The 22,528-nt window shown below is 34.1% G+C and carries 23 protein-coding genes; 18 read left to right on the forward strand and 5 right to left on the reverse strand.

Annotation, left to right across the window (positions count from 1 at the left end; translation table 11 throughout):
* The first annotated feature begins 9 nt into the window (after positions 1-9).
* Complete coding sequence (locus OXQ85_RS03805) at positions 10-1,215, forward strand: GTP-binding protein (RefSeq protein ID WP_276590710.1); 1,206 nt, start codon at positions 10-12, stop codon at positions 1,213-1,215.
* A gap of 81 nt (positions 1,216-1,296) precedes the next feature.
* Complete coding sequence (locus tag OXQ85_RS03810; RefSeq protein ID WP_267402482.1) at positions 1,297-2,694, forward strand: alkaline phosphatase; 1,398 nt, start codon at positions 1,297-1,299, stop codon at positions 2,692-2,694.
* Positions 2,695-2,769: 75 nt separating this feature from the next.
* Here OXQ85_RS03810 and OXQ85_RS03815 read toward each other — a convergent pair whose 3' ends face one another.
* The 3 genes from OXQ85_RS03815 to OXQ85_RS03825 form a co-directional block, all read right to left on the reverse strand.
* Complete coding sequence (locus OXQ85_RS03815; protein ID WP_267402483.1) at positions 2,770-3,264, reverse strand: hypothetical protein; 495 nt, start codon at positions 3,262-3,264, stop codon at positions 2,770-2,772.
* 107 nt (positions 3,265-3,371) lie between these two features.
* On the reverse strand, positions 3,372-4,217 hold the full coding sequence (locus tag OXQ85_RS03820) for a universal stress protein (protein ID WP_267402484.1): 846 nt from the start codon (positions 4,215-4,217) through the stop codon (positions 3,372-3,374).
* A 12-nt stretch (positions 4,218-4,229) separates the two neighbouring features.
* Complete coding sequence (locus tag OXQ85_RS03825) at positions 4,230-4,688, reverse strand: MarR family transcriptional regulator (protein WP_267402485.1); 459 nt, start codon at positions 4,686-4,688, stop codon at positions 4,230-4,232.
* A gap of 264 nt (positions 4,689-4,952) precedes the next feature.
* Here OXQ85_RS03825 and OXQ85_RS03830 point away from each other — a divergent pair, with 264 nt between their 5' ends.
* From OXQ85_RS03830 to OXQ85_RS03885, 12 genes are all read left to right on the forward strand, one after another.
* The gene (locus tag OXQ85_RS03830; RefSeq protein WP_267402486.1) at positions 4,953-5,693 is read left to right on the forward strand and encodes a hypothetical protein; all 741 of its coding nucleotides are present in this window, start codon (positions 4,953-4,955) and stop codon (positions 5,691-5,693) included.
* A 197-nt stretch (positions 5,694-5,890) separates the two neighbouring features.
* Positions 5,891-6,469: a Crp/Fnr family transcriptional regulator gene (locus tag OXQ85_RS03835; protein WP_267402487.1), complete on the forward strand. Its 579-nt coding sequence runs from the start codon at positions 5,891-5,893 to the stop codon at positions 6,467-6,469.
* A 116-nt stretch (positions 6,470-6,585) separates the two neighbouring features.
* The gene (locus OXQ85_RS03840) at positions 6,586-7,443 is read left to right on the forward strand and encodes an SDR family oxidoreductase (protein ID WP_267402488.1); all 858 of its coding nucleotides are present in this window, start codon (positions 6,586-6,588) and stop codon (positions 7,441-7,443) included.
* Between the two features lie 265 nt (positions 7,444-7,708).
* Positions 7,709-8,716, forward strand: a complete 1,008-nt coding sequence (locus tag OXQ85_RS03845; protein ID WP_267402489.1) for a VOC family protein — start codon at positions 7,709-7,711, stop codon at positions 8,714-8,716.
* Positions 8,717-8,975: 259 nt separating this feature from the next.
* Positions 8,976-9,419 (forward strand): nuclear transport factor 2 family protein, encoded by a 444-nt coding sequence (locus OXQ85_RS03850; RefSeq protein WP_267402490.1) that lies wholly within the window; start codon positions 8,976-8,978, stop codon positions 9,417-9,419.
* A 59-nt stretch (positions 9,420-9,478) separates the two neighbouring features.
* Positions 9,479-10,111: an NAD(P)H-dependent oxidoreductase gene (locus tag OXQ85_RS03855; protein WP_267402491.1), complete on the forward strand. Its 633-nt coding sequence runs from the start codon at positions 9,479-9,481 to the stop codon at positions 10,109-10,111.
* Positions 10,112-10,134: 23 nt separating this feature from the next.
* Entirely contained in the window at positions 10,135-10,512 is a 378-nt protein-coding gene (locus tag OXQ85_RS03860; RefSeq protein WP_267402492.1) for an antibiotic biosynthesis monooxygenase family protein, read from the forward strand.
* A 34-nt stretch (positions 10,513-10,546) separates the two neighbouring features.
* Positions 10,547-10,822 carry a heme-binding domain-containing protein gene (locus tag OXQ85_RS03865; RefSeq protein WP_267402493.1) on the forward strand — a complete coding sequence of 92 codons (276 nt, stop codon included), beginning with the start codon at positions 10,547-10,549 and terminating at the stop codon, positions 10,820-10,822.
* A 38-nt stretch (positions 10,823-10,860) separates the two neighbouring features.
* Positions 10,861-11,427, forward strand: a complete 567-nt coding sequence (locus tag OXQ85_RS03870) for a transposase (RefSeq protein WP_267402494.1) — start codon at positions 10,861-10,863, stop codon at positions 11,425-11,427.
* A 66-nt stretch (positions 11,428-11,493) separates the two neighbouring features.
* Positions 11,494-11,664, forward strand: a complete 171-nt coding sequence (locus OXQ85_RS03875) for a hypothetical protein (protein ID WP_267402495.1) — start codon at positions 11,494-11,496, stop codon at positions 11,662-11,664.
* Entirely contained in the window at positions 11,661-12,785 is a 1,125-nt protein-coding gene (locus OXQ85_RS03880; RefSeq protein ID WP_267402496.1) for a hypothetical protein, read from the forward strand. Before OXQ85_RS03875 ends, OXQ85_RS03880 begins: the two co-directional genes overlap by 4 nt.
* Positions 12,786-12,927: 142 nt before the next feature.
* Positions 12,928-13,317 carry a 5-fold beta-flower protein gene (locus tag OXQ85_RS03885; protein ID WP_267402497.1) on the forward strand — a complete coding sequence of 130 codons (390 nt, stop codon included), beginning with the start codon at positions 12,928-12,930 and terminating at the stop codon, positions 13,315-13,317.
* A gap of 80 nt (positions 13,318-13,397) precedes the next feature.
* Here OXQ85_RS03885 and OXQ85_RS03890 read toward each other — a convergent pair whose 3' ends face one another.
* Positions 13,398-15,797 carry a hypothetical protein gene (locus OXQ85_RS03890; protein ID WP_267402498.1) on the reverse strand — a complete coding sequence of 800 codons (2,400 nt, stop codon included), beginning with the start codon at positions 15,795-15,797 and terminating at the stop codon, positions 13,398-13,400.
* A 260-nt stretch (positions 15,798-16,057) separates the two neighbouring features.
* Here OXQ85_RS03890 and OXQ85_RS03895 point away from each other — a divergent pair, with 260 nt between their 5' ends.
* Genes OXQ85_RS03895 through OXQ85_RS03910 form a run of 4 tightly spaced genes read left to right on the forward strand, consistent with a single transcriptional unit; the run spans position 16,058 to position 20,733 of the window.
* Positions 16,058-17,035 (forward strand): L-histidine N(alpha)-methyltransferase, encoded by a 978-nt coding sequence (locus OXQ85_RS03895; RefSeq protein ID WP_267402499.1) that lies wholly within the window; start codon positions 16,058-16,060, stop codon positions 17,033-17,035.
* Between the two features lie 15 nt (positions 17,036-17,050).
* On the forward strand, positions 17,051-18,241 hold the full coding sequence (egtB, locus tag OXQ85_RS03900; protein WP_267402500.1) for an ergothioneine biosynthesis protein EgtB: 1,191 nt from the start codon (positions 17,051-17,053) through the stop codon (positions 18,239-18,241).
* Between the two features lie 9 nt (positions 18,242-18,250).
* Positions 18,251-19,171 (forward strand): ABC transporter ATP-binding protein, encoded by a 921-nt coding sequence (locus tag OXQ85_RS03905; RefSeq protein ID WP_267402501.1) that lies wholly within the window; start codon positions 18,251-18,253, stop codon positions 19,169-19,171.
* Positions 19,168-20,733, forward strand: coding sequence for an ABC transporter permease/substrate-binding protein (locus OXQ85_RS03910; RefSeq protein ID WP_267402502.1), 1,566 nt, complete (start codon positions 19,168-19,170; stop codon positions 20,731-20,733). Before OXQ85_RS03905 ends, OXQ85_RS03910 begins: the two co-directional genes overlap by 4 nt.
* 364 nt (positions 20,734-21,097) lie before the next feature.
* Here the strand turns inward: OXQ85_RS03910 and OXQ85_RS03915 are convergent, their stop codons facing one another.
* Positions 21,098-22,504: a serine hydrolase gene (locus OXQ85_RS03915; protein ID WP_267402503.1), complete on the reverse strand. Its 1,407-nt coding sequence runs from the start codon at positions 22,502-22,504 to the stop codon at positions 21,098-21,100.
* Positions 22,505-22,528 lie beyond the last annotated feature (24 nt).

Consider the following 22,528-nt stretch of genomic DNA (forward strand, 5'->3'; position numbering starts at 1 on the left):
TTCCGAAAAATGACAATAAATAAACTACCGGTTACCGTTCTGAGCGGGTTTTTAGGAGCCGGAAAAACAACTTTACTCAATCATATTCTTCACAACAAAGAAGGACTGAAAGTCGCTGTGATCGTAAATGATATGAGTGAAATAAATATTGATGCACGATTGGTCGAAAGCCAAAATACATTATCGCGAACTGAAGAAAAACTCGTGGAAATGAGCAACGGATGCATCTGTTGTACGTTGAGAGAAGACCTGATGATTGAGGTCGAAAGACTCGCCAAAGAAAAACGTTTTGATTATCTTTTAATTGAAAGCACGGGAATTAGCGAACCTATTCCTGTGGCGCAGACTTTTTCTTTTATTGATGAAGAAAATGGGGTCGATCTTTCAAAATTCAGTTATGTTGATACGATGGTTACGGTGGTTGATTGTTTTAATTTTGAAAAAGATTTCGGAACAAATGAACTTTTGATGGATCGTCATCTTACCGATATGGAAGGCGATTATCGAACGATTGTGAATCTTCTGACCGATCAGATCGAATTTGCCAATGTCATCATTCTTAATAAAACCGATCTTGTAGATGCCGATACTTTAGGGTTTTTAAAAGCTGCTATTCAGAAATTAAATCCTGAAGCTAAAATTATTCAGTCGGAATTCAGCAAAGTAAATCCTAAAGAAGTCCTTAATACCGGTCTTTTCGATTTTGATAAAGCACAGTCTTCCGCAGGTTGGCAAAAAGAACTTGAATCTGATCATCATACCCCGGAAACAGAAGAATACGGAATTGGTTCATTTGTTTTCAGAAATAACCGACCTTTTCATCCGCTTAGACTTTGGGAATACCTCAGCAAAAATTATCCTCAGGGTGCTTTAAGAGCAAAAGGTCTGTTCTGGCTGGCTTCAAGACCTCATGATGCATTGAATTTTTCTCAAGCCGGAGGTTCTTTCCGATTAGAAAAAGCCGGAGTTTGGTGGTGTAGCATGCCAATGAATCAAAGGGTTCAGTACGAATCGTTTATGGAAAATCAATCTTATATTGAAGAAAGGTGGGACAAAAATTGGGGCGATCGAATAAATGAACTAGTTTTTATTGGTCAGGATTTAGATAAAGAACAAATGTTACATGATTTGGAAACTTGTCTTATCACTGAATTGGAAGCCATAATGATGAAAGAAGGAAGAAATTTTGAAGATCCTTTTCCTCAAAATATTTAGAATAAATTTCACAAATAATTAATGCAACTTAGTCTCATTAGTTGATGTATTCGCATTAACTTTGAACATTAGATTTTTATTATGGACAGACGTAAATTTTTAAAAGGATCGGCCATGCTATCCGGTTTATTGACTATAAATCCGCTTGATTTATTTGCCGGAAATGCCAAAGCTATTCCTTCAGACTCAAAAAAAGCTAAGAATATTATCTTCATGGTAAGCGACGGAATGAGTTTGGGAACGTTAAGCATGGCAGATCTTTATTCCAGAAACATTTTGGGAAAAACCAGCCATTGGATTAATCTGTACTATACCGGAAAAGTAAGCCGAGCTTTGATGGATACGGCATCTGCGAGTTCTATTGTGACCGATTCAGCGGCAGCAAGTTCAGCTTTTGGCGGTGGAGTAAGGGTTAAAAATGGGGTTTTGAATGTTGGAGATAATGGTGAAAGATACGTTCCTATCTGGCAAAAATTTAAAAAAGCAGGAAAGAAGGCAGGTTGTGTGACAACGGTTACGATCACGCATGCGACGCCGGCGGGTTTTTGTATTAATTCCGAGAGCAGAAATGCAGAGCCCGAAATCGCTGAAATGTATCTTGAAAAGGGATTAGATGTAATGATGGGCGGTGGTGACGAATTTTTTAATCCCGAAAAAAGAACCGATCGTAAAGATGTTTACAATTCATATAAACAAAAAGGATATCAGGTTTTAAAAACTAAAACGGATCTTAAGAATGCTAAAAAAAACGGAAAGGTTTTAGGCGTTTTCAGTTCGGGAGCGTTGCCTTATACGGTTGATCGAAATAATTTGTCGGATCTTCAGGGAAGTCCAACTTTGGCAGAAATGGCTGGCGCGGCAATTGAGCAGATGAGAGATCATTCTGAAGGTTTTGTTCTTCAGGTGGAAGGCGGAAAGGTTGATTGGGCGGCGCATGCGAATGATATTTCAGCATTAATTCATGATCAGCTGGCTTTTGATGAAGCGGTAAAAACAGTTTTAGATTTTGCTGAAAAAGATGGTGAAACGCTTGTCATCATTACCACAGATCACGGAAATGCCAATCCGGGAACGATTTATGGTCCAGATGCGACTTCAAAATTCAATAGTATTTCAAATTATAAATATTCGAATGAATATGTTTTAAATTCTATTAAATCAGATTTTAACCTTCAACAAATTAAAGACTGGATTTATGAAACCAACAAAATACGATTGAGCGATGAAGAAGGAAAGCATTTGCTTGATTTTTATTTAGGCCTTGAAAAGCATGAATCGGGATTGTATAATTACAAAAAATTGCCTTACAAAGCTTTCTCGGATATGCAGCAGAAACATAATAATGTCGGCTGGATTAGTATGGATCATTCCGGAGATTATGTTGAGGTTGCGGCTTTTGGTCCCGGTAAAGAATTGTTGCCTTCTTTCGTGAAAAATACAGATTTGCATCAATTGTTGCTGAAAGCTTCAAAAATTTAATGTAAATCGAATACGAAATATGTAATCATATTATTTTGACTTGCCAGTTTTTAGCAAGTCAAAATTTTTTTAAGCTTAAAAATTCTTTATGCCGATCATTTTTAAAGCAGCGGTGCTTAAATAAATATCCTGATCGACCAAAGATTCAACATTTGTAAAGGTTGAGCAAAGTCCGTCTTTTTTATTGAAAGACAACTCGATAGACTGATTGTATTTAGCCACAATTCTCACGACAGAATAGCCGTTGTATGCGACTTCAAAACCTTCAAACAAACATTTTTTCGCTGCTTTTTTGTATATATTATATTCTTCGAAAGCATTGTTTTCATCTTCACTTTCGATGGTATTATGTTTGATTGATTTCCAGCTCGAATAATTTTTAGGTTCTTTCAAAGGTTCTCCATTCTGATCCACAGGCACAAACATTCCTAACTGAAGATCTTTTTTCAGAAACTGTGCGTAATTGATCATTAATTTCAGGGTCTGCAAATCGGCATATCCTTCGTTAGAATAATAATCAATCACAAAAGTGGTCATAGGGATAAGCTTATAGAAAGCGTTATTCGGCATATTTATCGTTCTTTTTTAAAACGCAAATATACAGGTTTGTGATTTTGGAATATATCTAAATTAGGGGTTTGCCTTTCAACAAAATTTTAAAAGAGTCTAAAAACCGATTACTTTAAAATCATTACAGGTTTATTAATATTTTGATAAATAGCTTCTGTTACACTTCTATTCATTAAATAATACAGGAAACTATGTTTTCCGGGCAGTGCAGTAATTATATCGACAGGATGCTCGGCAACAAACGATGAAATTCCTTTAATCGTATTAGGATCTTGCGAATAATAAATACGTGTAGAAATATCTGCAAAATTGTTGAAAATATATTTTTCGAGTTCCTGTTGCTTTTCCTGATCTAGATTTTCGTCTTTTTGGTAAATATGAAGCAGGCTAAGTTTTAAATGATTGGTCTGAAGTCTTTCTTTAAATTTTGAAATTCTTTCCAGCTTTCCGATTTGAGTAATATCGCACGGAGCCAAAACGTTTTCAACCCTCGTATAACTGTGATTATTAGGAACAATTAATGTTCGAATCGGGCTTGTTCTGGCAATTTCCACAATATTTTCTGAAACCAGACTATCGTCATTTTCATCATGTAAATCGGCTCCCAAAACAATCAATTCAACAGACGGATTTTCCTTTATCGATTCGTTGATGGTTCGCAGAATAGATGATCTGCTTAAAACAGTCGAAACGGTAACATTGGGCACAATTTCTTTCACAACCCAACTTAAATTTCGCAATAAAGCTTCCGTATCTACTCGTACATTGTTAACATGATCTTCTGCAACCACAGAATACGGATCTGCAATATGAAGATAATCAAACATCGATTCATTAGAAACCATCAGCAAAATAATATGTTCATAAGCATATTGTTTTGCCCAGTTTGCGGCAAATTTTACTGCATTTTGGGTGGTTGCGCTTGCGTCTACGGGAATTAATATTGTTCTCATTTCAGTTGATTTTTATAGTTGATCGAGATTATTTGTCATTTTTTTGATGAGATCAAAAGCTTGTTTTACTTCACTTTTTTTCGCATCACCGGCGGCTTTTTTATATAATTCTAAAACCCACGGAAATACATTTTCCATGATCTTATTTCCCTTTTCGGTAAGATAAATCTTTTTATTTCTGCGGTCATTGGTATCTTCAATTCTTAAAACCAAATCGCGTTTTACCAAATTACTGATAAGATAGGTCACACTCGATTTATCTTTACTGATCTGGTTGGCGATTTCCTGCTGATTGATGCCGTCATTTCCTCGCCAGATCAAGCCCAATATCTCCAGCATTTCGTAAGAAAAACTAGGATCATGTTCATTGATTTTTTCCTGTATTTTCTGCCGAAATTTAGTTTTCATTTCGGTCATGGCAAACCCAAGACTCAGAGCCAGCTCGTTGATATTGTCTTTTTCGTTTACCATTTTCTATGATCTAGATTACATCTTTCTTCTATCAAATATAATAAAATTAGTTTGAATTAAAACTAATAAGAAGAAATATGATAAATAATAATGTATTCAATTAAAATAAATTCCTTAAAATATGTTTTATTGTTTATTTTATTTATTAAATTTAATTTTATGATTAATATTTTGATACCACAATAAGCTAAATATTAATTTTATTTAAACCTAAAGGCATGTTTTTTGGATCATATTTTCATGAAAACTATAAAAAATTTACTCATGAAAGCAACGATTTTTACAATTATCCTTGCGGTTATTCCGTACAGTATTTTTGGCCAAGTGGGAATAAACACGGCTAATCCCGCAGCGACTCTCGACGTAAATGGCACGCTGAAAATCAGACAAACTCCTACGGCGGCGGCTTTGCCAGGCTATCAAATTTTAGCATCCAACCAAAATCCGGGAGGCGATTTTCTTGTTTCTCAGATTCCTCCGCAAACTATTATTGATGCTGCTGTAACTGCGGTGAATACATCGGGTACGACTAATACTTCAATGTATGCTGCCAAAAAAACAGCCGGAATTAGCTTATTAAGTTTAGGACTTTTCCCGACTGGGTTTAGAGCTGTTAATTTCCTCAATTCGGAAAGAACGGTAGGCAGCGCAGCTTTATTTTCAGATACCGATAATACGTATATCATACCGTCTAACGGCACATATGCTTTAGGGTTTACTTTCAGATATGGTACAGGTTTACAGGCAGAAATTCTCGCCAATACACCGGGAATAGGAATAACGCGAACCCGATTGGGAATAGCTACTTTAATAGATTCCAAAGCATTCAGCGGAGCGAATTTGGTTCTTTTGAATTTAACAATTTCGGAAACGAGTATTAATTCAGTGTACACATTTCAGGCGGGCGACAAAATTTCCTTTGGGCTTACAGGTTCTAATGCGCTGTCTGTGGGTTTATTAGGGTCTAGTATCGCTTCTTTCTATATCTATAAGGTTTCAAATTAAGGCAAAAAATTATATCAACTTATTTTAGCATATTGAAAATTAAGCCTCCAATACGGAGGTTTTTGTTATATAATTAAGATTTACTTAAAATTAATTTCCCTTTCTGATTATATTTTGAATTTATTCAAACGTAAAATCTTCCAAAATAATCTTTGTTAGAGTGATTATCGTTAAATTTGTTCTGAAACTGAAAATCAATGTTTGAAATTTTCCTAAAATACCTTACCGACAAAATAGAACTTTCTAATGAGGAGATACAATTAATAGAATCTGTTTACAAACTTAAAAAACTCCGCAAGAAACAATTTCTTTGTCAGGAAGGAGACATTTGGCATTACAATGCTTTTATTTGCAGAGGTTTGGTGAAAACTTTTTCCATCGCTGAAAACGGAACAGAACACATCATCAACTTTGCTCCCGAAAATTATTGGACAGGCGACCGTGAAAGTTTAATCAATGGAACTCCGTCTCGTTTGAATATTGACGCTATCGAACCTACAGAATTGATTTTAATTGAAAAAGCAGATTTTGAGAAGCTTTGCGCAGAAATTCCTCAACTGAATCAAATGGTCAATCAGATTATTCAGAAGAGTTTTATTGTTTCTCAAGGGAGAATTTTGGCAAATATCAGTTTTACGGCAGAAGAAAAATATCAGAATTTCCTTGAAAAGTATCCTCATATTGTCAACCGTATTCCGCAACACATGATTGCTTCCTATATTGGAATTACTCCCGAAACCCTTACCAGACTGCGTAGGAATATGGTTAAGAAATAAAACACTTCATTTTCATTGACATTTGTTTGCTTTTTTTTCAAGCTTTTGTCAATGGAAAAAGGCCTCATCTTGTAACATCTTTGCCTTATTAAAATAACAATTAAAAATAAGACAAAATGAACAAAACAGTTTTTATCACAGGAACAAGCACAGGCTTTGGAAAATTAACAGCTACAACCCTAGCCAACGCAGGCTATAATGTAATTGCAGGAATGCGCGGCGTGTCAGGAAAGAATGAAGCCGTAGCCAAAGAATTGGGAGCACTGCCTAATTTAGAAGTCGTTGAAATCGATGTAACCGACGATGCTTCGGTCACCAATGCTTTTGAAAAAGTACTTCAAAAATTTGGTAAAATTGATGTTTTGATTAATAACGCCGCAGTTTCAGGTTTTGGGTTGTTGGAAGCATATAGTTTGGACAGAATTCGTCAAATGTTTGAAGTGAATTTCTATGGAGTTATCCGAACTTATCAGGCTGTATTACCTTCTATGAGAGAACATAAAAGCGGTTTGATTATCAACATTACTTCCGGAGCAAGCGCTCATACCTCACCTTTTATGATTCCCTATTTTGCATCGAAATTCGGCGTTGAAAGCATTACAGAAGGCTTGCAGGACGAATTGAAACAATTCAATATCGACAACGTTTCCATCCAGCCCGGAGTTTATCCAACAGAAATGAATACAGGCGAAAAAGCCGGAGTTAATGCAGACAAACCAGAAATTGCAACATTGTATGACCCGGTTGCAACAGAACAATTCAATGCGATTGGCGCTGCGTTATTTGGCAAGATGAAAGAATTTAATATGAATCCGCAAACCATTGCAGACGGAATTTTAGAATTGATTCAGATGAAAGAGGGTTCTCGCCCGTTACGTTTTCCGTTAGATGCCGTTGCGCAGGGAACAGATTTGGAATTCATCAATGCCAGAGCCGAACTGAAAGCAAAATGGCTGGCAAAATACAGCGAATAAGTAAGATTTAAATAAAGAATCAAAGGTTGGAATATTTCGTTCCAGCCTTTTTTATTTGGAGCTTAATCCCGCTTTCCACTATATCTTTTGTTCCGCTTTGCTCCACAAAAGGATGCCGTTGCAATCGGGGCTAGAGAGAAAGCTTGGTATTCAAATCATCATTTTCATTGACATTTGTTTGCTTTTTTTTCAAGCTTTTGTCAATGGAAGAAGGCTACTGAATGTTGGAAATTTGCTTCATAAATAATAACAAAAAATTATCACAATGAGCAATTTAAAAAAACAAATCAAAGCCAATGCAACAGCAGTAGCAAGTGCACTTTTATTATCAGCAGCAGTTTCAAACACTTCAGCGCAGGAAAAAACAGGAATTCTTGGAATCGACCACGTGGGAATCAACGTTCCGGATATGAAACAGGCAGTAAATTTCTTCACAGACGTTTTAGGATTTTCGGCAGTAACCACTTTAGGTCCGATTCCTTTGGATGATGCTTGGAAAAAGAACAATCATATGAATACTAAAACCGGTCCCGTAACCATCAAAATGGTAAAAGCGGGAACAGGAGCCAACATCGAATTATTCGAATATCAAGACAACAAAGGAAGTTCTCAACAACCCGGAGGAGACGATATCGGAGCGAGTCACATTGCTTTTTACACCAATGATATCAGCAAAAGTGTAGCGTATCTTAAAAGCAAAGGCGTTCAATTTTTAGGAGAACCGTTTTTGATGCCATCGGGAGATACAGAAGGCGAAACTTGGGTTTATTTTGTAACACCTTGGGGTTCTAAAATGGAATTGGTTTCTTACCCGAACGGAAAAGGCTATGAGAAAAAAAGTCCGGCAACAATTTTATGGTCACCGAAAGATGCAGTAAAAACTCAAACTGAAAAATCAGATGTCAAACCGCTTTCCGAGGCAGAAATTAAATCTTTGGTAGAAGGACATTTAGCAATCTGGAACGAGAGAGACCTTAAAAAACGTGAAGCATTAATGTCAAAAATTTACGCAGATGATATTGAAATGGTCGACAGTCATTTTATCGCAGTCGGTCACAAAGAAATCAATGGTTTTGTGGATGGATTGCAACAGAAAAGTCCGAATTCTAAATTTTCTCACATCAAAGCCATAGACGTCAATCACAACATTGCAAGACTGTACTGGCAAAACGGAACTCCCGAAAAACCAGATGCTATAACAGGAATGGATTTATTCGTTTTTGAAAACGGAAAAGCTGTGAAACTATATGTTTTTGTAGACAACAAAAATTAAATTCTCTCATTTCTTAATAAACTCAATATTTATTTTTTGACGCAAAGATTTTATTTAAAGATTTAATTATTTAAGTGAGCAAAGAAAAATCAACAAGTTGATTTGATTAAGCTGTGTTTTCAAGCTTCGCGAAGCAAATTTTATTTGCCTTTGCCCTCTAAAAATAATGGATAAAGTTGAATTAAAACTTTGCGTTTAAAAAAATAGAACAATAAAAATTTAAATCAAACTCAATCTTTAACATTTAAAATAAAACAATATGAAAGCATCAGTAATCAATCAAAATTCAGCCAACGAAACATTAATCCGCGAATTGTACAGAATAGCCGAAGTTCAGGACTCAAAAGGATTTGCAGAACTTTTTGCAGAAGACGGATATTTCTGGGATGTATCTTCCGGAACCAAATATTACGGTGAAGATATTGGGAAACCTGTAGATATTTTTGCTACCGCATTTCCGGATATGCACAGAGAATTATACGAATTGTATGTCTTGGAAGATGAAAATACAGTCATCGTAGAATTATCCTTGAACGGAACGCATAACGGATCACTTCAATTAGCATCTGGAACTTTGGAACCAACGGGAAAAACCATCGAAGTGCCTTGTTGTGATGTCTTCAAAATTGAAAACGGAAAAGTAAAATCATTCCATTGTTATAATGCAGGAATGATACTTTTAGGTCAATTAGGCGTTTTTTAAATAAACCAATCAAGGCAAATGATTATTCGCATTTGCCTTGATTTAAAACATAAAATCAAATGAAAAATATATTAGAACTACTGAACTGGAGATACGCCACAAAAAAAATGACAGGCGAAAAAATCTCCTCAGAAAAAATCAACAACATATTGGAAGCAGCTCATTTGGCGCCTTCAGGAATTGGATTACAACCTTACGAAATCATCGTCATCAGTAATCCCGAAATCAAAAAGAAAATATTGCCTATCGCAATGAACCAGCCTCAAATTGTAGAATCATCGCATCTTTTGGTTTTCGCAGTTTGGGATGAATATTCTAAAGAAAGAATTGATAATGTATTCGATTATCTGGCAGAAAAACGCAATGTAGATTCTGCTCATTATGATAAGCAAAGAGCGTTTTCAAAACAGTTTTTCGGAAATATGAGCATCGAAGAAAACTTTCATCATGCAGCAAAACAAGCGAATATTGCTTTAGGTTTAGCGATTGTTGAAGCCGCTTCGGAAGGAATAGATTCTACACCGATGGAAGGTTTTGACCCAATTGCGCTTGATGAATTTTTGCAACTTTCATCCAAAGGTTTACGAAGTTCAATGCTGTTGGCTTTAGGCTACAGAGACGCAGAAAACGACTGGAATCTTAATCAGAAAAAAGTACGAAAACCATTTGAGGAGTTTGTGACTTTTCTTTAATCATTAATTTTAAAATAAATAATATGAATCATTCAGAAAAAATCGGAACGTCCAATAACCACGATAAAACACAAACAACGGGAATTACGGTAAGCGCTTATTACAAAGTGCATCCCGAAGACAAACAAATTTTCATTGACGCCGTTATTCCCGAAATGGTTGCAGCAAACGAGCTGGAAGGCTGTATTTATTATGCTTTCTCGCAGGATTTGACCGATGAAAATACATTTCATCTTCTCGAAGGCTGGAAAGATAAAGAAGCGTATGAGCGCCACGAAAACTCAGAAACATTTTTGAAAGCTTTGAGTACTGTGGTGAAAAACGTTAGGATTATTGACCGAGAAGGTGTTCGTTATGATGTTTCAAAAATTCATATCGACGACCCACGTGGAAAGGTATGATTGTAGATTTATAATTAATTCTTAAATTAATCTAATGAAAAACATCAATAAACTCATTTGGATTTTACTTGCTGGTTTTCTACTCATTCAATTTTTTAGACCTGAAAATATTAATGACGGAAAACCTACGCAAGACCTTGTGAATGTTCCCAAAGATGTCAATACGATTCTCAGAAATTCGTGTTTTGATTGTCATTCTTCGGAAGCCAATTTGCTTTGGTATGATAAAATTACGCCTGCGAATTTTTTGGTCAATTCTCCCCCCGCTGCCGCACGAATCCTTTCGTGTGGCATTTTTATTATCCAATAATTTCTTAAAAAGTTTTTATCTTTATAAAAACATAATTGATGAGTCGTAATTATAAGTTTCACAATCCTGAAGGAATATATTTCATAAGTTTTGCTGTAGTAGGTTGGCTGGATGTTTTTATTAGAAATGAATACAAAGAAATTTTTTTAGAAAGTTTAAGATTTTGCCAAAAGAATAAAGGGATGGAAATTCATGCATGGTGCATCATGTCAAGCCATGTACATTTAGTTTTTAGGAGTATAAATGGACAGAAACCAGAACTTTTGATTGGCGATTTAAAAAGGTTTACAAGCAAAGCAATTGTCACAGCAATCAAAGAAAATCCTACAGAAAGTAGAAAAGAATTTTTATTAAGTTTCTTTCTTAAAGAAGGTTTAAAAACTTCAAATGTAACCCAATATCAATTTTGGAGACATGATAATAAGCCCATTGAATTGTGGAGCAACAGAGTGATTTGGCAGAAAATTAATTATATACATCAAAATCCGGTAGAAGCAGGTTTGGTTTTCCGTGCGGAGGATTATAGATACAGCAGTGCAATAGATTATTCTGATGAAAAAGGACTTTTAGATCATGTTGTTGTTTTTAGAATGTTTGATTTATAAATAATGTAAACCACACGATGCAATCGTGCGGTAGCGGGGATTTTATCAAATATTAATGATATCGCAATGAAAAGTTATAAGGATGCTTTAATTGTAGGTCTTCAAACTGTAGCTACAGCACTTAGTAAAAGTGATAAAGATGGAGATAAGTCAGAGCATCCAAAAGCATTGGATAAGTTGGAATCGTTAGCAAGACGAATATGGGAAAATCAGATTGTTAAAAAAATAAATTTATGAAATTAAATAAAATACATCAAGATTTAAAAGAAGCATATAGTGAAAAAAAACAAGTGTATCTTACATTAGGTTTTGAATTTGAAAATAAAAATGAAATTGAAAGATGTATGGGTATTTTGCGTTCAGGATACTGGTCTGTTGCTCCTTTTGCTTTCGAATCTTATAATAGCTTTGCTATAAAGTTAGTACCAAATATTAAATTATTAAATTCGCAAATTGTCGCAAAAAGTAATGTTGATTTTTGGACGGTTTCACCTAACCTAAGCTCTTTTGTTACAATGTCATGGCTTCGATTTTTAAATGACATAGATATTGTAAATGAAGAAATTAAAGAAAAGTGGGAGTTGCTAGAGAAGCTATCCTTGCCTTATAGAGAATATACTGATAATCTTGATTCCTTGAAATTTTTAAAGGATTATATAAATAGCGAAGATAAACTAGTATATCTTGAAAATCCATCAGAACATTACACCAAAGTATATTTAGATTTCTGGAATCATTATTATAGTACTCAACAGCAGAAAGAGTATGTTAATTTAATGAATTTAATGATTGAAAATGAATCTTATCTTCCGGATTTTGAAGTAAAAGATTATGGTATTTGGAATACGAGAGTTTATAATGCTATTGGTCACAGAGCTTATAATTTGATTGATATTAAAACAGAAAAAAAGGAAAATCAATTTTGGCAAAGTTTTATCCAACCACATGGTTTTGATGCTATGGAAGTTGACTTTGATTTTATACCTTCTGCAACATCATCCAGTTTTCAATTAGGAGGTATAATAAGTAAATTTAAACCTGAATTAGGATATTTTTCAAAAATGAAGAATCATCCATTGTATGAAGTAGGTCAAATTCTTAGTAAAAATAAAAATACTTACGGTGGAGACGCTCATATTGAAGCCGCTAAAGCTATAGATGAAGAATTAAACGATCCTCTTTTGGCATGGGATGCTTTGGTAAGTGCGGGATATTGGAATGGTGTAAATTTTGGAAGTCCTAATATGAATGCTTGGAAAGCTGCTATCGATTTATCTGAAAAGCATGGCTGGGTAGAAATTAATGAAGTTTTAATAGACCAGTTAGAATTTTATAATCATTATAAAGATAAAGTCTAATCAATTTATAACCTAAAGCGAAGTTTCTATTTTTAGAAGCTTCGTTTTTTATTTCCCAGAAAGTCGCTATATTTTGGCAAGCATTAATTAATCAAAAAAATAATAACCATTAAAATTTTAAACCATGAAAAAAACATTATGTATGTGTTCGCTTTTATTCAGTCTTTCCCTTGTAAGTGCCCAAACCATAGAATCCGGAAGTCGTAGTACAACTGGCTATATTAAATCAGATGGAACCATTGAAAACAGTAGCCATTCCACGGTTGGTTATATTAAAAGTGACGGAACAATTGAGGACAAGAGCCGCAGTACGATTGGCTATATTAAAAGTGATGGAACGATTGAAAATAAAAGCCGTTCTACAGTAGGTTACGTGAAGACTGACGGTACGGTTGAGAACAGCAGCCGCTCAACAATTGGCTATGTAAAAAGTGACGGAACGGTAGAAAATAGCAGCCGCAGTACCATCGGTTATGCCAAAGGCGTCAAAAAAGAATGGGCGGCAGTGGCTTTTTTCTTTTTTAAGTTTTAAAATGAAAAATATTTAAATAAAAATTCCGCGCTACAATAGTGCGGAATTTTTTGTATTGAATTTAAATAATAATCGTAAAATTATTTTAAAACTTGTTGATCATATAGCAAATTATCATCTTCATCAAAACTTATAATCAATACTTTATATTGTTTTGCTGTATCGTTATTGTAAAATTTAATTCTTGGCGGAACATAATCGCTGTCAAACAAATTCGGATTCCAGTATAATGTTTCTCGTGTATCGTTTTCTATTTTCTTTGGAGAATCGTCGTCATTCAACATTTCAAGCGGAAATTCTGAAGGTTTATCATATCCTTTTATCGTTGTCGAATTGTTTTTAGTCGCTTCTTTTTCATTTGTTTTAGATTTCATATTTCCTCTCAAAGTATAGATTGCCACGGCATCGCCTACCAATCCGCCACCTTTGATGATTTTCACCATTGCAATGTTTGTTACGGGCAGGCTTGAAATCATCGACGGATCTGTTTGAATTTCATCTAAATACAACTTAGCCTGCGAATTACGAATATAAGGAACATTCACCCCCGAATTATCTCTTTGAAACGTTAAACCCGCCGCTCTGCCTTGTAGCCAGTCAAAAATATTATTAAATCCTTCGGCATGTTGATCTTCATTTACAAAATCAAAAACGGTAGAATTTACAGAACTAAACATCCCGGTAGACAATTGTTTGTCGAGTTCTTCTTTTGGGTCAGCTTTTTTACCGACTATTTTTACTTCTTCAATTTGCACATCAATATTTTCATCTTTTCTCATATTTTTCTGAGTATTGATAGCTCTTGAAATTGATGGTGAAATCTTCTTATTGCCGGAAGCCGTTACCAGCTTATATTTTGTAGTCGGAAATTTCCCTGTAAATGGAGTGGGAACAATTAAAGGTTCTGCGGTCACAAATAGATTATCCGTGCTCGATTCTTTATTATCTGCGTTTACAAAGATGGAAACATTCAAGGGTTCATTGAAGTTGACATTATTTAAATAAACATATCCGTTTTGATCTGTTTTGAATGGATTAATCGTTGGCTGATTTTCTCCTAATTTCAAAACCAAATTTACCGTTGCATCTCTCAACAAAGCATTGCTTTTAAGAGGTTTTATTCTGTAAGAAAGAAATTTTTGAGAATTACTTTTCAGTTTAGGAATAGCTCCGTTAAGCACAGTATTCCAGTCGAATCTTCCCCAGTTTTCAGAAATAAGCAAGGCATCTAGAGCTTCGCTGTTGGCATTTTTAGAAAAATATTGCGCCGGACTATCTATTTTTGAATGAAAATCTCCCGTTAACCAAAGTCCGCTCAGTAGATTTTCTTCTTCCGGAGTATTGCTGCCATCATCATCGCTTACGACAACGGTATAATTTTTAAAATAAGATTCTGGCGAAAGGTCAATGCTGTTGAAAGATCTTGGCGTATGTTTCAAATCCTGACCAATAATTTCTGCTTTTTCAATTTTCAGATTGTCAGGTTTTATAAAACAAAGTCTTTTTGCCACCAAATTATCTTCATCATCAAAAATTGCCAGTTGAAAAATACCATTATTTCCGTTGCTTATTTTTGTCGGAATAAGGCTCGAAGCTTCATTAATTAACTGATTGATATTCGCTTTGTAAGCCAAATGGTTATTAATGGTTCCTATGATTTTATAGTTCTGAAGCTGTTGTTTTAAATTTACTCCTTTCAAACTGTATTTAATTCCATCTTTGGAACTTACAATTTCTAAACTCAATCCGCTGCTTGCTACTTCTGGTAAATCAATGGTTTGCTTTTTTCCAGTATTATCCTGAATAATTGCCTGATATTTTTTTCCTAAAGATGGAGTTATTTTAAAAGAAGCGACATTTTTATCGAAAGAAGTAAAAGTTGTGATGGTTGTGTTTGGATTTTGTGCATCTATGATTTTTCCGCTCCAGGTTTCGGGTAAAGCGGAGTTGCTGGATAATCTTACCGCAAATTTTGTAGGAATTCCGTTAATAAAATTTCCGCCTTCCGGAAAAGCTTTGGCAGACCAGTCAGAACTTTTGGCGATTTCCAGTGTTTCCGTTGAATTAGGATTATAAATAGGAATCGTTTTAACAATCTGAAAATCTTCATTAAAATTCGTCATGTAAGGAGTATAAGCTCGTACAAAATACACTTGCTCCGGAAGATTTTCTTTAAGCTTGAAATCTCCGCTTCCTTCACCGTTGGTAAGAAGTACGGTTTTCCAATCGATCAGTTTTTTATCAGCGTCGTATAATTCTACAAATAACGTGGTAGAAAGTGCTGAACGGTTATAGCCATCAAATACAAAACTTTTAAACCAAATCTGGTCGCCGGCTACATATTGCTTTTTATCGGTAAGGAGGTATACTTTTTCCTGTTCGTAATTATTTTCAAGATTGGTGAGTGCTTTTTCGAGTTTCGTTTGTGAAAACACAGGTTGTACCGCTGAAATAAGCAATAGAAAGAAAATATTTTTCATAGAAATCTTAACGCATTTTAAATCCAATGCTAAATTACTCAATAAAAGACTTCAATAATTGATATTTAACTTATAATTTGAAAAAAATATATAGGTTTTGATAGAAAATTGAATTTGATTATTTAAAACGGAGTAATAAAATTTAAAATAAATCTTATCTTTAAGTGAGATGAAATTATAAAACATCATGAGGGAAGGAGAGTAATTCCCGCGGCGGCAAGATAGTTGTATTTAGATAAAAACCAAACAAAATATGAACTATGAATATAAACTTACAACAGAATATTCAGCTTAATGACTATGTTTCTGATTTCCGTGCGGATATTTTTTCCGGATTATCTAATTATCCAAAAAAATTATCTTCAAAATATTTTTATGATAAAATAGGAGATCATCTTTTTCAGCAGATTATGAACATGCCGGAATATTATCTTACACAATGTGAATTAGATATATTTAAGAATAAAACAGAACAGATCGTTAATGCTATTTCTAAGGGTATTGAATCTTTTGATTTGATAGAACTAGGAGCCGGAGATGCGATGAAATCTTCTTTTTTACTTGAAACGCTGGCTGAAAAAGGAACAAGTTTTACCTATATGCCCATAGATATTTCCGGCAATATCCTTTCTGTTTTGCAGGACAGTCTAAGTAAAAAGATTCCAACATTGGAAATCTATCCTTTAGAAGGCGAATATTTCGATATGCTTGATAAAGCGACTCGTATTTCTGAAAGAAAAAAGGTAGTATTATTTTTAGGGGGCAATATCGGAAATATGGATATGAAAGAAACAATCCATTTTTGCAGTGAAGTAAAACGAAAACTGAACCCTAGAGATTTGTTTATAATAGGTTTTGATTTAAAGAAGAATCCACAGACTATTCTCAATGCTTATAACGATCCTGCCGGTATTACGGCCTCATTTAATCTTAATCTACTTACAAGAATAAACCGTGAACTGAATGCAAACTTTATGTTGGAACAGTTTCAGCATTATCAAACATATGATCCCATTTCAGGAGCATGCAAAAGTTTTTTGGTAAGTCTTTGCGATCAGACAGTTTGCATAGGAAATCACCGTTTTCATTTCAAAGAAAATGAACTGATTGACATGGAAATCTCTCAGAAATTCTCCCGGCAAGATATTAGAAGCCTTGCAGGAAATTCAGGATTTCATATTGTTACTGAAATTAATGACTCTAAAAATTGGTTTGTAGATTCTATCTGGATGGTATAATTTAAAATGATTTGTATGAAAACAGTTAAGTTACCAAATGATATAAATTTTACTAAAAATTGGGCAGAAAAATACTCAGAAATAAGAAATCATTCTGTAGAAATTTGTAGGCCGCTTGAGATTGAAGATTATGTTGTACAGCCTATAATAGATGTAAGCCCACCCAAGTGGCATTTGGGACATACAACGTGGTTTTTTGAAACATTTATTTTACAACCTAACTTTCCGGGATATAAAGTTTTTGATGAACAGTATAACTTTGTGTTTAATAGTTATTATGAAACCATTGGAGCTCGTGTAATCCGCACAGACAGAGGAAACCTTAGCAGACCATCTGTATCGGATATTTTTAAGTATAGAAAATACGTTGATGAAAAGATGGGAGAATTTTTTAAAAGCGGGTACCTCAACGAGTCATTAGAATCCTTAATCGAATTGGGCCTTAATCATGAACAGCAGCATCAGGAATTACTACTCACAGATATTAAATATATTTTAGGACATAACCCTTTATTTCCACCCTACAAGAAAGAAAATATTTCAAAAAAAGAAAGCAAAAAAAATCCGCAAATGATTAATTTTCCAGAAGGAATTTACGAAATTGGCTTCAATGGAGAAGGATTTTGTTTTGATAATGAACTAGGAAGACATAAAGTTTATCTCAATGAATTCAAAATTTATAATCAACTGGTTACCAATGAAGAATATTTGCAGTTTATTGAGGCTGGAGGGTATGAAGATTTTCGATACTGGCATGCTGAGGGTTGGGAGTGGGTAAAGCAGAATAATGCAAGATCTCCATTATACTGGCATTTTATAGATGAAAAATGGCTAAATTATACTTTAAGAGGATTAGAAGTGATCGATTTAAATGAGGCGGTCTGTCATATCAATTTTTTTGAAGCTTCTGCTTTTGCCGCTTGGAAGGGGAAACGTCTTCCGACAGAAGCAGAATGGGAGATTGCATCAGAACATTTCCATTGGGGAGAACGCTGGGAATGGACAAATTCTGCCTACCTGCCTTATCCCGGATTTAAAAAGCAATCCGGAGCAGTGGGTGAGTATAATGGTAAATTTATGGTCAATCAAACTATTTTGCGGGGTTCCTCAATTGCTACACCCATTGGGCACAGCAGAAATACTTACAGAAATTTTTTTCCTACTCATTTGCAGTGGCAGTTTACGGGAATAAGGCTTGCTCAATAATTTTTAATCATGATTACAGTAGAATCAGTTTCAAAAAATTTTAACGGAAAGAAAGCGGTTGATAATATTTCTTTTCAAGCAAATGATAAGGAAGTTATAGTGTTGTTGGGAACCAGCGGGTGTGGAAAAACAACGACATTGAAAATGCTTAATCGGCTTATAGAACCAGACGCCGGAGCAATTTTTATTGACGGCAAAAATATTCTTGAACAAAAACCGGAAGAAATACGCAGAGGAATAGGTTTCGTTATGCAGCATTCAGGATTGTTTCCACATTACACAATCCAGCAAAACATAGCTGTTGTTCCTGATTTATTGAAATGGGACAGAAAAAAAACAAAGCGCCGTACCCAAGAACTGATCCACAAGCTGCATCTTCCCGAAGATATTCTCAACAGATTTCCTAATGAATTGAGTGGTGGGCAACAACAACGGGTCGGAATTGCGCGTGCGCTCATTGCAGATTCGCCGATTTTACTAATGGATGAGCCGTTTGGAGCTTTGGATAATATTACAAAAGCTAATATTCATTCGGAATTTAAATCTTTGGAGGAACTAAAAAATAAAACAATCATTCTGGTTACTCACGACATTCAGGAAGCATTTGAACTAGGACACAAAATTTGTTTAATGCATGAAGGTAAAATAATACAGACAGGAACTCCTAAAGAAATGCTTTACCAGCAAAAAAATGATTTTGTAAAAAAATTTTTTGCCGAAAACCGACTCTTATTAGAATATAAGGTTGCTACTTTAAAAGATATGAAAAATGATATTAATTTCAGCCATTTATATGAAAAATTTAAATTCTCGGAGCATACAAGTCTGTGGGATGTCTTTCAGAAATTAAGCACTGATAATTGGTTTTTAGAAGATTATGAAAATCTTGTAAGGGCATTTAATGATTACCGAAAACTACAAATCATATGAGTCAGCAAAGCTTTTGGCAATTTATAACCGAGCAACACAGCAAATTATTTGAGCAGATTGTTCAACATTTGGGGCTTACTTTTCTTTCACTGTTTTTTGCAATTATTGTTGGCTTGCCTATAGGAATTTTAATTGCAAGGAAAAGAAAACTCTCAAGCCCGGTTTTAGGTATTGCAGGAATTTTACAGACTATACCCAGTATTGCTTTACTAGGGTTTATGATCCCTGCTTTTGGCATTGGAGCTACCCCTGCTATTGTTGCATTGTTAATTTATGCTCTTCTGCCAATTATCCGAAATACCTTTACGGGCATCACAGAAGTTAATCCAGGTATTGTTGAATCAGCTAAAGCAATGGGAATGAGCAGAAAACAGTTGTTGCTAAAGGTGGAGCTACCTTTGGCAATGCCTGTTATTATTGCTGGTATAAGAACAGCAGCTGTTATCAACGTTGGGGTGGCAACCTTAGCTTCGTTTGTTGCAGCAGGAGGCCTGGGTGAATTTATTTTTGGAGGAATTTCATTAAATAATACGAACATGATTTTAGCAGGTGCAATTCCTGCTGCTTTGCTTGCCATACTTTTAGACCAAATGATCGCCCTTTTGCAGAAATCAGGCTATCAATTAGTAAAGAGATTGAAATATATTCTTCCAGCTTTATTAATTATAACGGCGGGAGCTTATCTTGTGAAATCAACCTCTGAAAATAAAATTAAAGCAGGTTTTACTCCTGAGTTTATGGGCAGACAAGATGGTGATTTAGGACTTAGATCGGTATATGGATTGAATGTAAATCCAGTAATTGTAAATGATGCTATTATGTACAAAGCGGTTTATGAAAAAGACCTGGATGTAATTAGTGGCTATTCTTCCGACGGTAGGATTAGAGCTTTTGATCTATATGTTTTGAATGATGACAAAAAGATTTTTCCACCTTATTTTGCTGCTCCAATTATTAAAACTAAAACGCTTAAAAAATTTCCTGAATTAGAAAAAACGTTGAATCTTTTATCCGGAAAATTTAATGATTCGATAATGACAGATTTGAATTATAAATCAGATTATCTTAACCAAACTCCGGAAAAAATTGCTAAAGATTTTTTAGTTAAAAACAATTTATATAAAGAATCTCATCAAAGAAAATCTCAAACCATAAAAATTGGCTCGAAGATATTTGGAGAACAATATATTCTTGTCGAAATGTATAAAATGTTGATTGAGGGCTATACAAATTATAAGGTAGAAACCAAAACAGGGTTGGGCGGAACAAAAATATGTTTCGATGCTTTGGCGAATGATGCCATCGATTTCTATCCAGAATATACCGGAACAGGTCTTCTGGTTTTACTAAAACCGTCATCAAAAGTAATACATGATGTTTCCCGAAGTCCGCAACGAACATTTGATTTTGTTAATTCAGAATTTAAAAAGCAATATGGTATTGAATGGTTACAACCGTTGGGATTCAATAATTCTTACGCACTGATGATGCGGAGAAAGCAGGCAGAAGAACTAAAAATTAAAAATATTTCTGATCTTAAGAAATTTTTTAATTCAAAATAATCGTTGTTAAAGAGTATTGATCAACCGAGACAAAAAATTAATAAAATATGTATTTAAATGTTTATTTCTGCAGATATTCTTAGAGCCTGTTTAAATTTAGTTCAAAAAAATATCTAAGATTTCGACAAGCTCAATCTGACATCGCCAAATTATACATTTAGTATTAGGATTGTCATTCTGAGCCCGTCGAAGACAATAGTGTTATTTGTTGAAAATTAATATTATCAAAATGTTTTAAAGAAATTTAAACAGGCTCTGAGTAAAGATGAAATTATTTCAAATTCCATTATAATCAAATAAAAAGTATTCCGAATTTGGTATTGTCTCACTAACTGTGTAAGTTAAAAAGTTATTCTGGAAAATTTTACTTCGCTATTTCTTTCTCAATTTTTTCGATCATTTTTTCAGCATTACCGTTGGTTCCGCCCAGACTAATCGCTTTTTTATAACTTTCTAATGCTAAATCATATTGCTTATTTGTATAATAAGCTTCTCCCAAACTATCGAAAACATTAGCGTCTTTAGGAAACTCTTGGGTTGCCAATTTAAATATAATAATGGATTCATTGCTTTTTCCGAGCCTTAATAATTCATATCCTAGTTTATTAAGTTCTCCCGAATTCTCAAAACTATATTCATTTTTAGCATTTTCTTTTAGCGAATAATAAATCTCGATACCTTTATTTACATTGTTGAGAGCATCTTTTCTTATGGCTTGGTAAATAGATTTTTTAGGGATTTCGTAAGATTTTTCCAACATTAAATTATGAATAATATGACCTAAATCCCAAACTCTATTGAGATTATTAGATACTAAAATTATCGTCACGTTATTTTTAAAATCATTTAAAAAGATTGATTCAAATTTATAAGAAACTCCGTTATGTCTTTGTAAGTCTTCTTTTTCAAAATATCTGCCAAGGGAACCACCTTCATCTTTGGCGTATGGATTATTCAGCAAGATTTGAAAGGTTTTTTTGGAAATTAAACGGTTAGAATTCATTGCGTCAATCCATTTATAAAGATCATTGATATCTACCCAAAGCCATCCGCTAATAAATTTCAATTCCGGGCATCGAATATTGTCCATATCGTAGCAAGATGTTCGATTCTTATAGCCAAATTTGGGTTCAAATACAGAGTTTGTCATTTTCAATGGTTTCATAATATTTTTGAAAACAAACTCTTCGTATGACATTCCAGAGACCTTCTCAATGATTCTTCTTTGTAAAAATACATTGCCATTATCATACCTGTAACCTGTTCCGGGTTCAAACAATAAATTATCATTGTTTCTCAAAATATTCCATGCATCCGCGTCATTTTCAGGTTTTGATTGTTCGATTGGAGGAATACCACTTGCATAATTAATCAAATGACGAATAGAAACTTTTTCTGCCCATTTTGGCAATCCTAAATTAAATTTAGATACCTTGTCATTAAGATTAAGAAGACCACGTTCCACCAAAATCATGATGGAAACTGCATTAAATTCCTTTGCAATAGAACCAATGTTAAATATCGATTTGTTATTTAAAGCCGTTTGTTTTGTTTCATCGGTAAATCCAAATGATTTTTGATAAATGATTTTATTATTTTTTGCGACAAGAATATTTCCATTGAATAATTCTCTTTCATAAGATTTTGTCATTACAGAATCAATTTCATGTTTTATTTTTTCAATAGATATTGCCTGATTTAATTCAGTTTTAGATTGACTAAAAGCAGAAATTGATAAAAGAGTAAAAATTGTAAAGAGGAAATTTCTCATAATAGCTTTTTATTTTATATTTAA

The organism is Chryseobacterium sp. GM_Chr_2, from assembly GCF_026540445.1.
GTDB lineage: Bacteria > Bacteroidota > Bacteroidia > Flavobacteriales > Weeksellaceae > Chryseobacterium.

Coding starts and splice junctions, on each gene's coding strand:
- OXQ85_RS03910 (WP_267402502.1), top strand. CDS start 19,168: ATGAGTCAGCAAAGCTTTTGGCAATTTATAACCGAGCAACACAGCAAA.
- OXQ85_RS03845 (WP_267402489.1), top strand. CDS start 7,709: ATGAGCAATTTAAAAAAACAAATCAAAGCCAATGCAACAGCAGTAGCA.
- OXQ85_RS03905 (WP_267402501.1), top strand. CDS start 18,251: ATGATTACAGTAGAATCAGTTTCAAAAAATTTTAACGGAAAGAAAGCG.
- OXQ85_RS03885 (WP_267402497.1), top strand. CDS start 12,928: ATGTGTTCGCTTTTATTCAGTCTTTCCCTTGTAAGTGCCCAAACCATA.
- egtB (WP_267402500.1), top strand. CDS start 17,051: ATGAAAACAGTTAAGTTACCAAATGATATAAATTTTACTAAAAATTGG.
- OXQ85_RS03825 (WP_267402485.1), bottom strand. CDS start 4,688: ATGGTAAACGAAAAAGACAATATCAACGAGCTGGCTCTGAGTCTTGGG.
- OXQ85_RS03880 (WP_267402496.1), top strand. CDS start 11,661: ATGAAATTAAATAAAATACATCAAGATTTAAAAGAAGCATATAGTGAA.
- OXQ85_RS03860 (WP_267402492.1), top strand. CDS start 10,135: ATGAATCATTCAGAAAAAATCGGAACGTCCAATAACCACGATAAAACA.
- OXQ85_RS03850 (WP_267402490.1), top strand. CDS start 8,976: ATGAAAGCATCAGTAATCAATCAAAATTCAGCCAACGAAACATTAATC.
- OXQ85_RS03805 (WP_276590710.1), top strand. CDS start 10: ATGACAATAAATAAACTACCGGTTACCGTTCTGAGCGGGTTTTTAGGA.
- OXQ85_RS03835 (WP_267402487.1), top strand. CDS start 5,891: ATGTTTGAAATTTTCCTAAAATACCTTACCGACAAAATAGAACTTTCT.
- OXQ85_RS03855 (WP_267402491.1), top strand. CDS start 9,479: ATGAAAAATATATTAGAACTACTGAACTGGAGATACGCCACAAAAAAA.
- OXQ85_RS03810 (WP_267402482.1), top strand. CDS start 1,297: ATGGACAGACGTAAATTTTTAAAAGGATCGGCCATGCTATCCGGTTTA.
- OXQ85_RS03895 (WP_267402499.1), top strand. CDS start 16,058: ATGAATATAAACTTACAACAGAATATTCAGCTTAATGACTATGTTTCT.
- OXQ85_RS03870 (WP_267402494.1), top strand. CDS start 10,861: ATGAGTCGTAATTATAAGTTTCACAATCCTGAAGGAATATATTTCATA.
- OXQ85_RS03875 (WP_267402495.1), top strand. CDS start 11,494: ATGAAAAGTTATAAGGATGCTTTAATTGTAGGTCTTCAAACTGTAGCT.
- OXQ85_RS03820 (WP_267402484.1), bottom strand. CDS start 4,217: ATGAGAACAATATTAATTCCCGTAGACGCAAGCGCAACCACCCAAAAT.
- OXQ85_RS03915 (WP_267402503.1), bottom strand. CDS start 22,504: ATGAGAAATTTCCTCTTTACAATTTTTACTCTTTTATCAATTTCTGCT.
- OXQ85_RS03830 (WP_267402486.1), top strand. CDS start 4,953: ATGAAAGCAACGATTTTTACAATTATCCTTGCGGTTATTCCGTACAGT.
- OXQ85_RS03890 (WP_267402498.1), bottom strand. CDS start 15,797: ATGAAAAATATTTTCTTTCTATTGCTTATTTCAGCGGTACAACCTGTG.
- OXQ85_RS03815 (WP_267402483.1), bottom strand. CDS start 3,264: ATGCCGAATAACGCTTTCTATAAGCTTATCCCTATGACCACTTTTGTG.
- OXQ85_RS03865 (WP_267402493.1), top strand. CDS start 10,547: ATGAAAAACATCAATAAACTCATTTGGATTTTACTTGCTGGTTTTCTA.
- OXQ85_RS03840 (WP_267402488.1), top strand. CDS start 6,586: ATGAACAAAACAGTTTTTATCACAGGAACAAGCACAGGCTTTGGAAAA.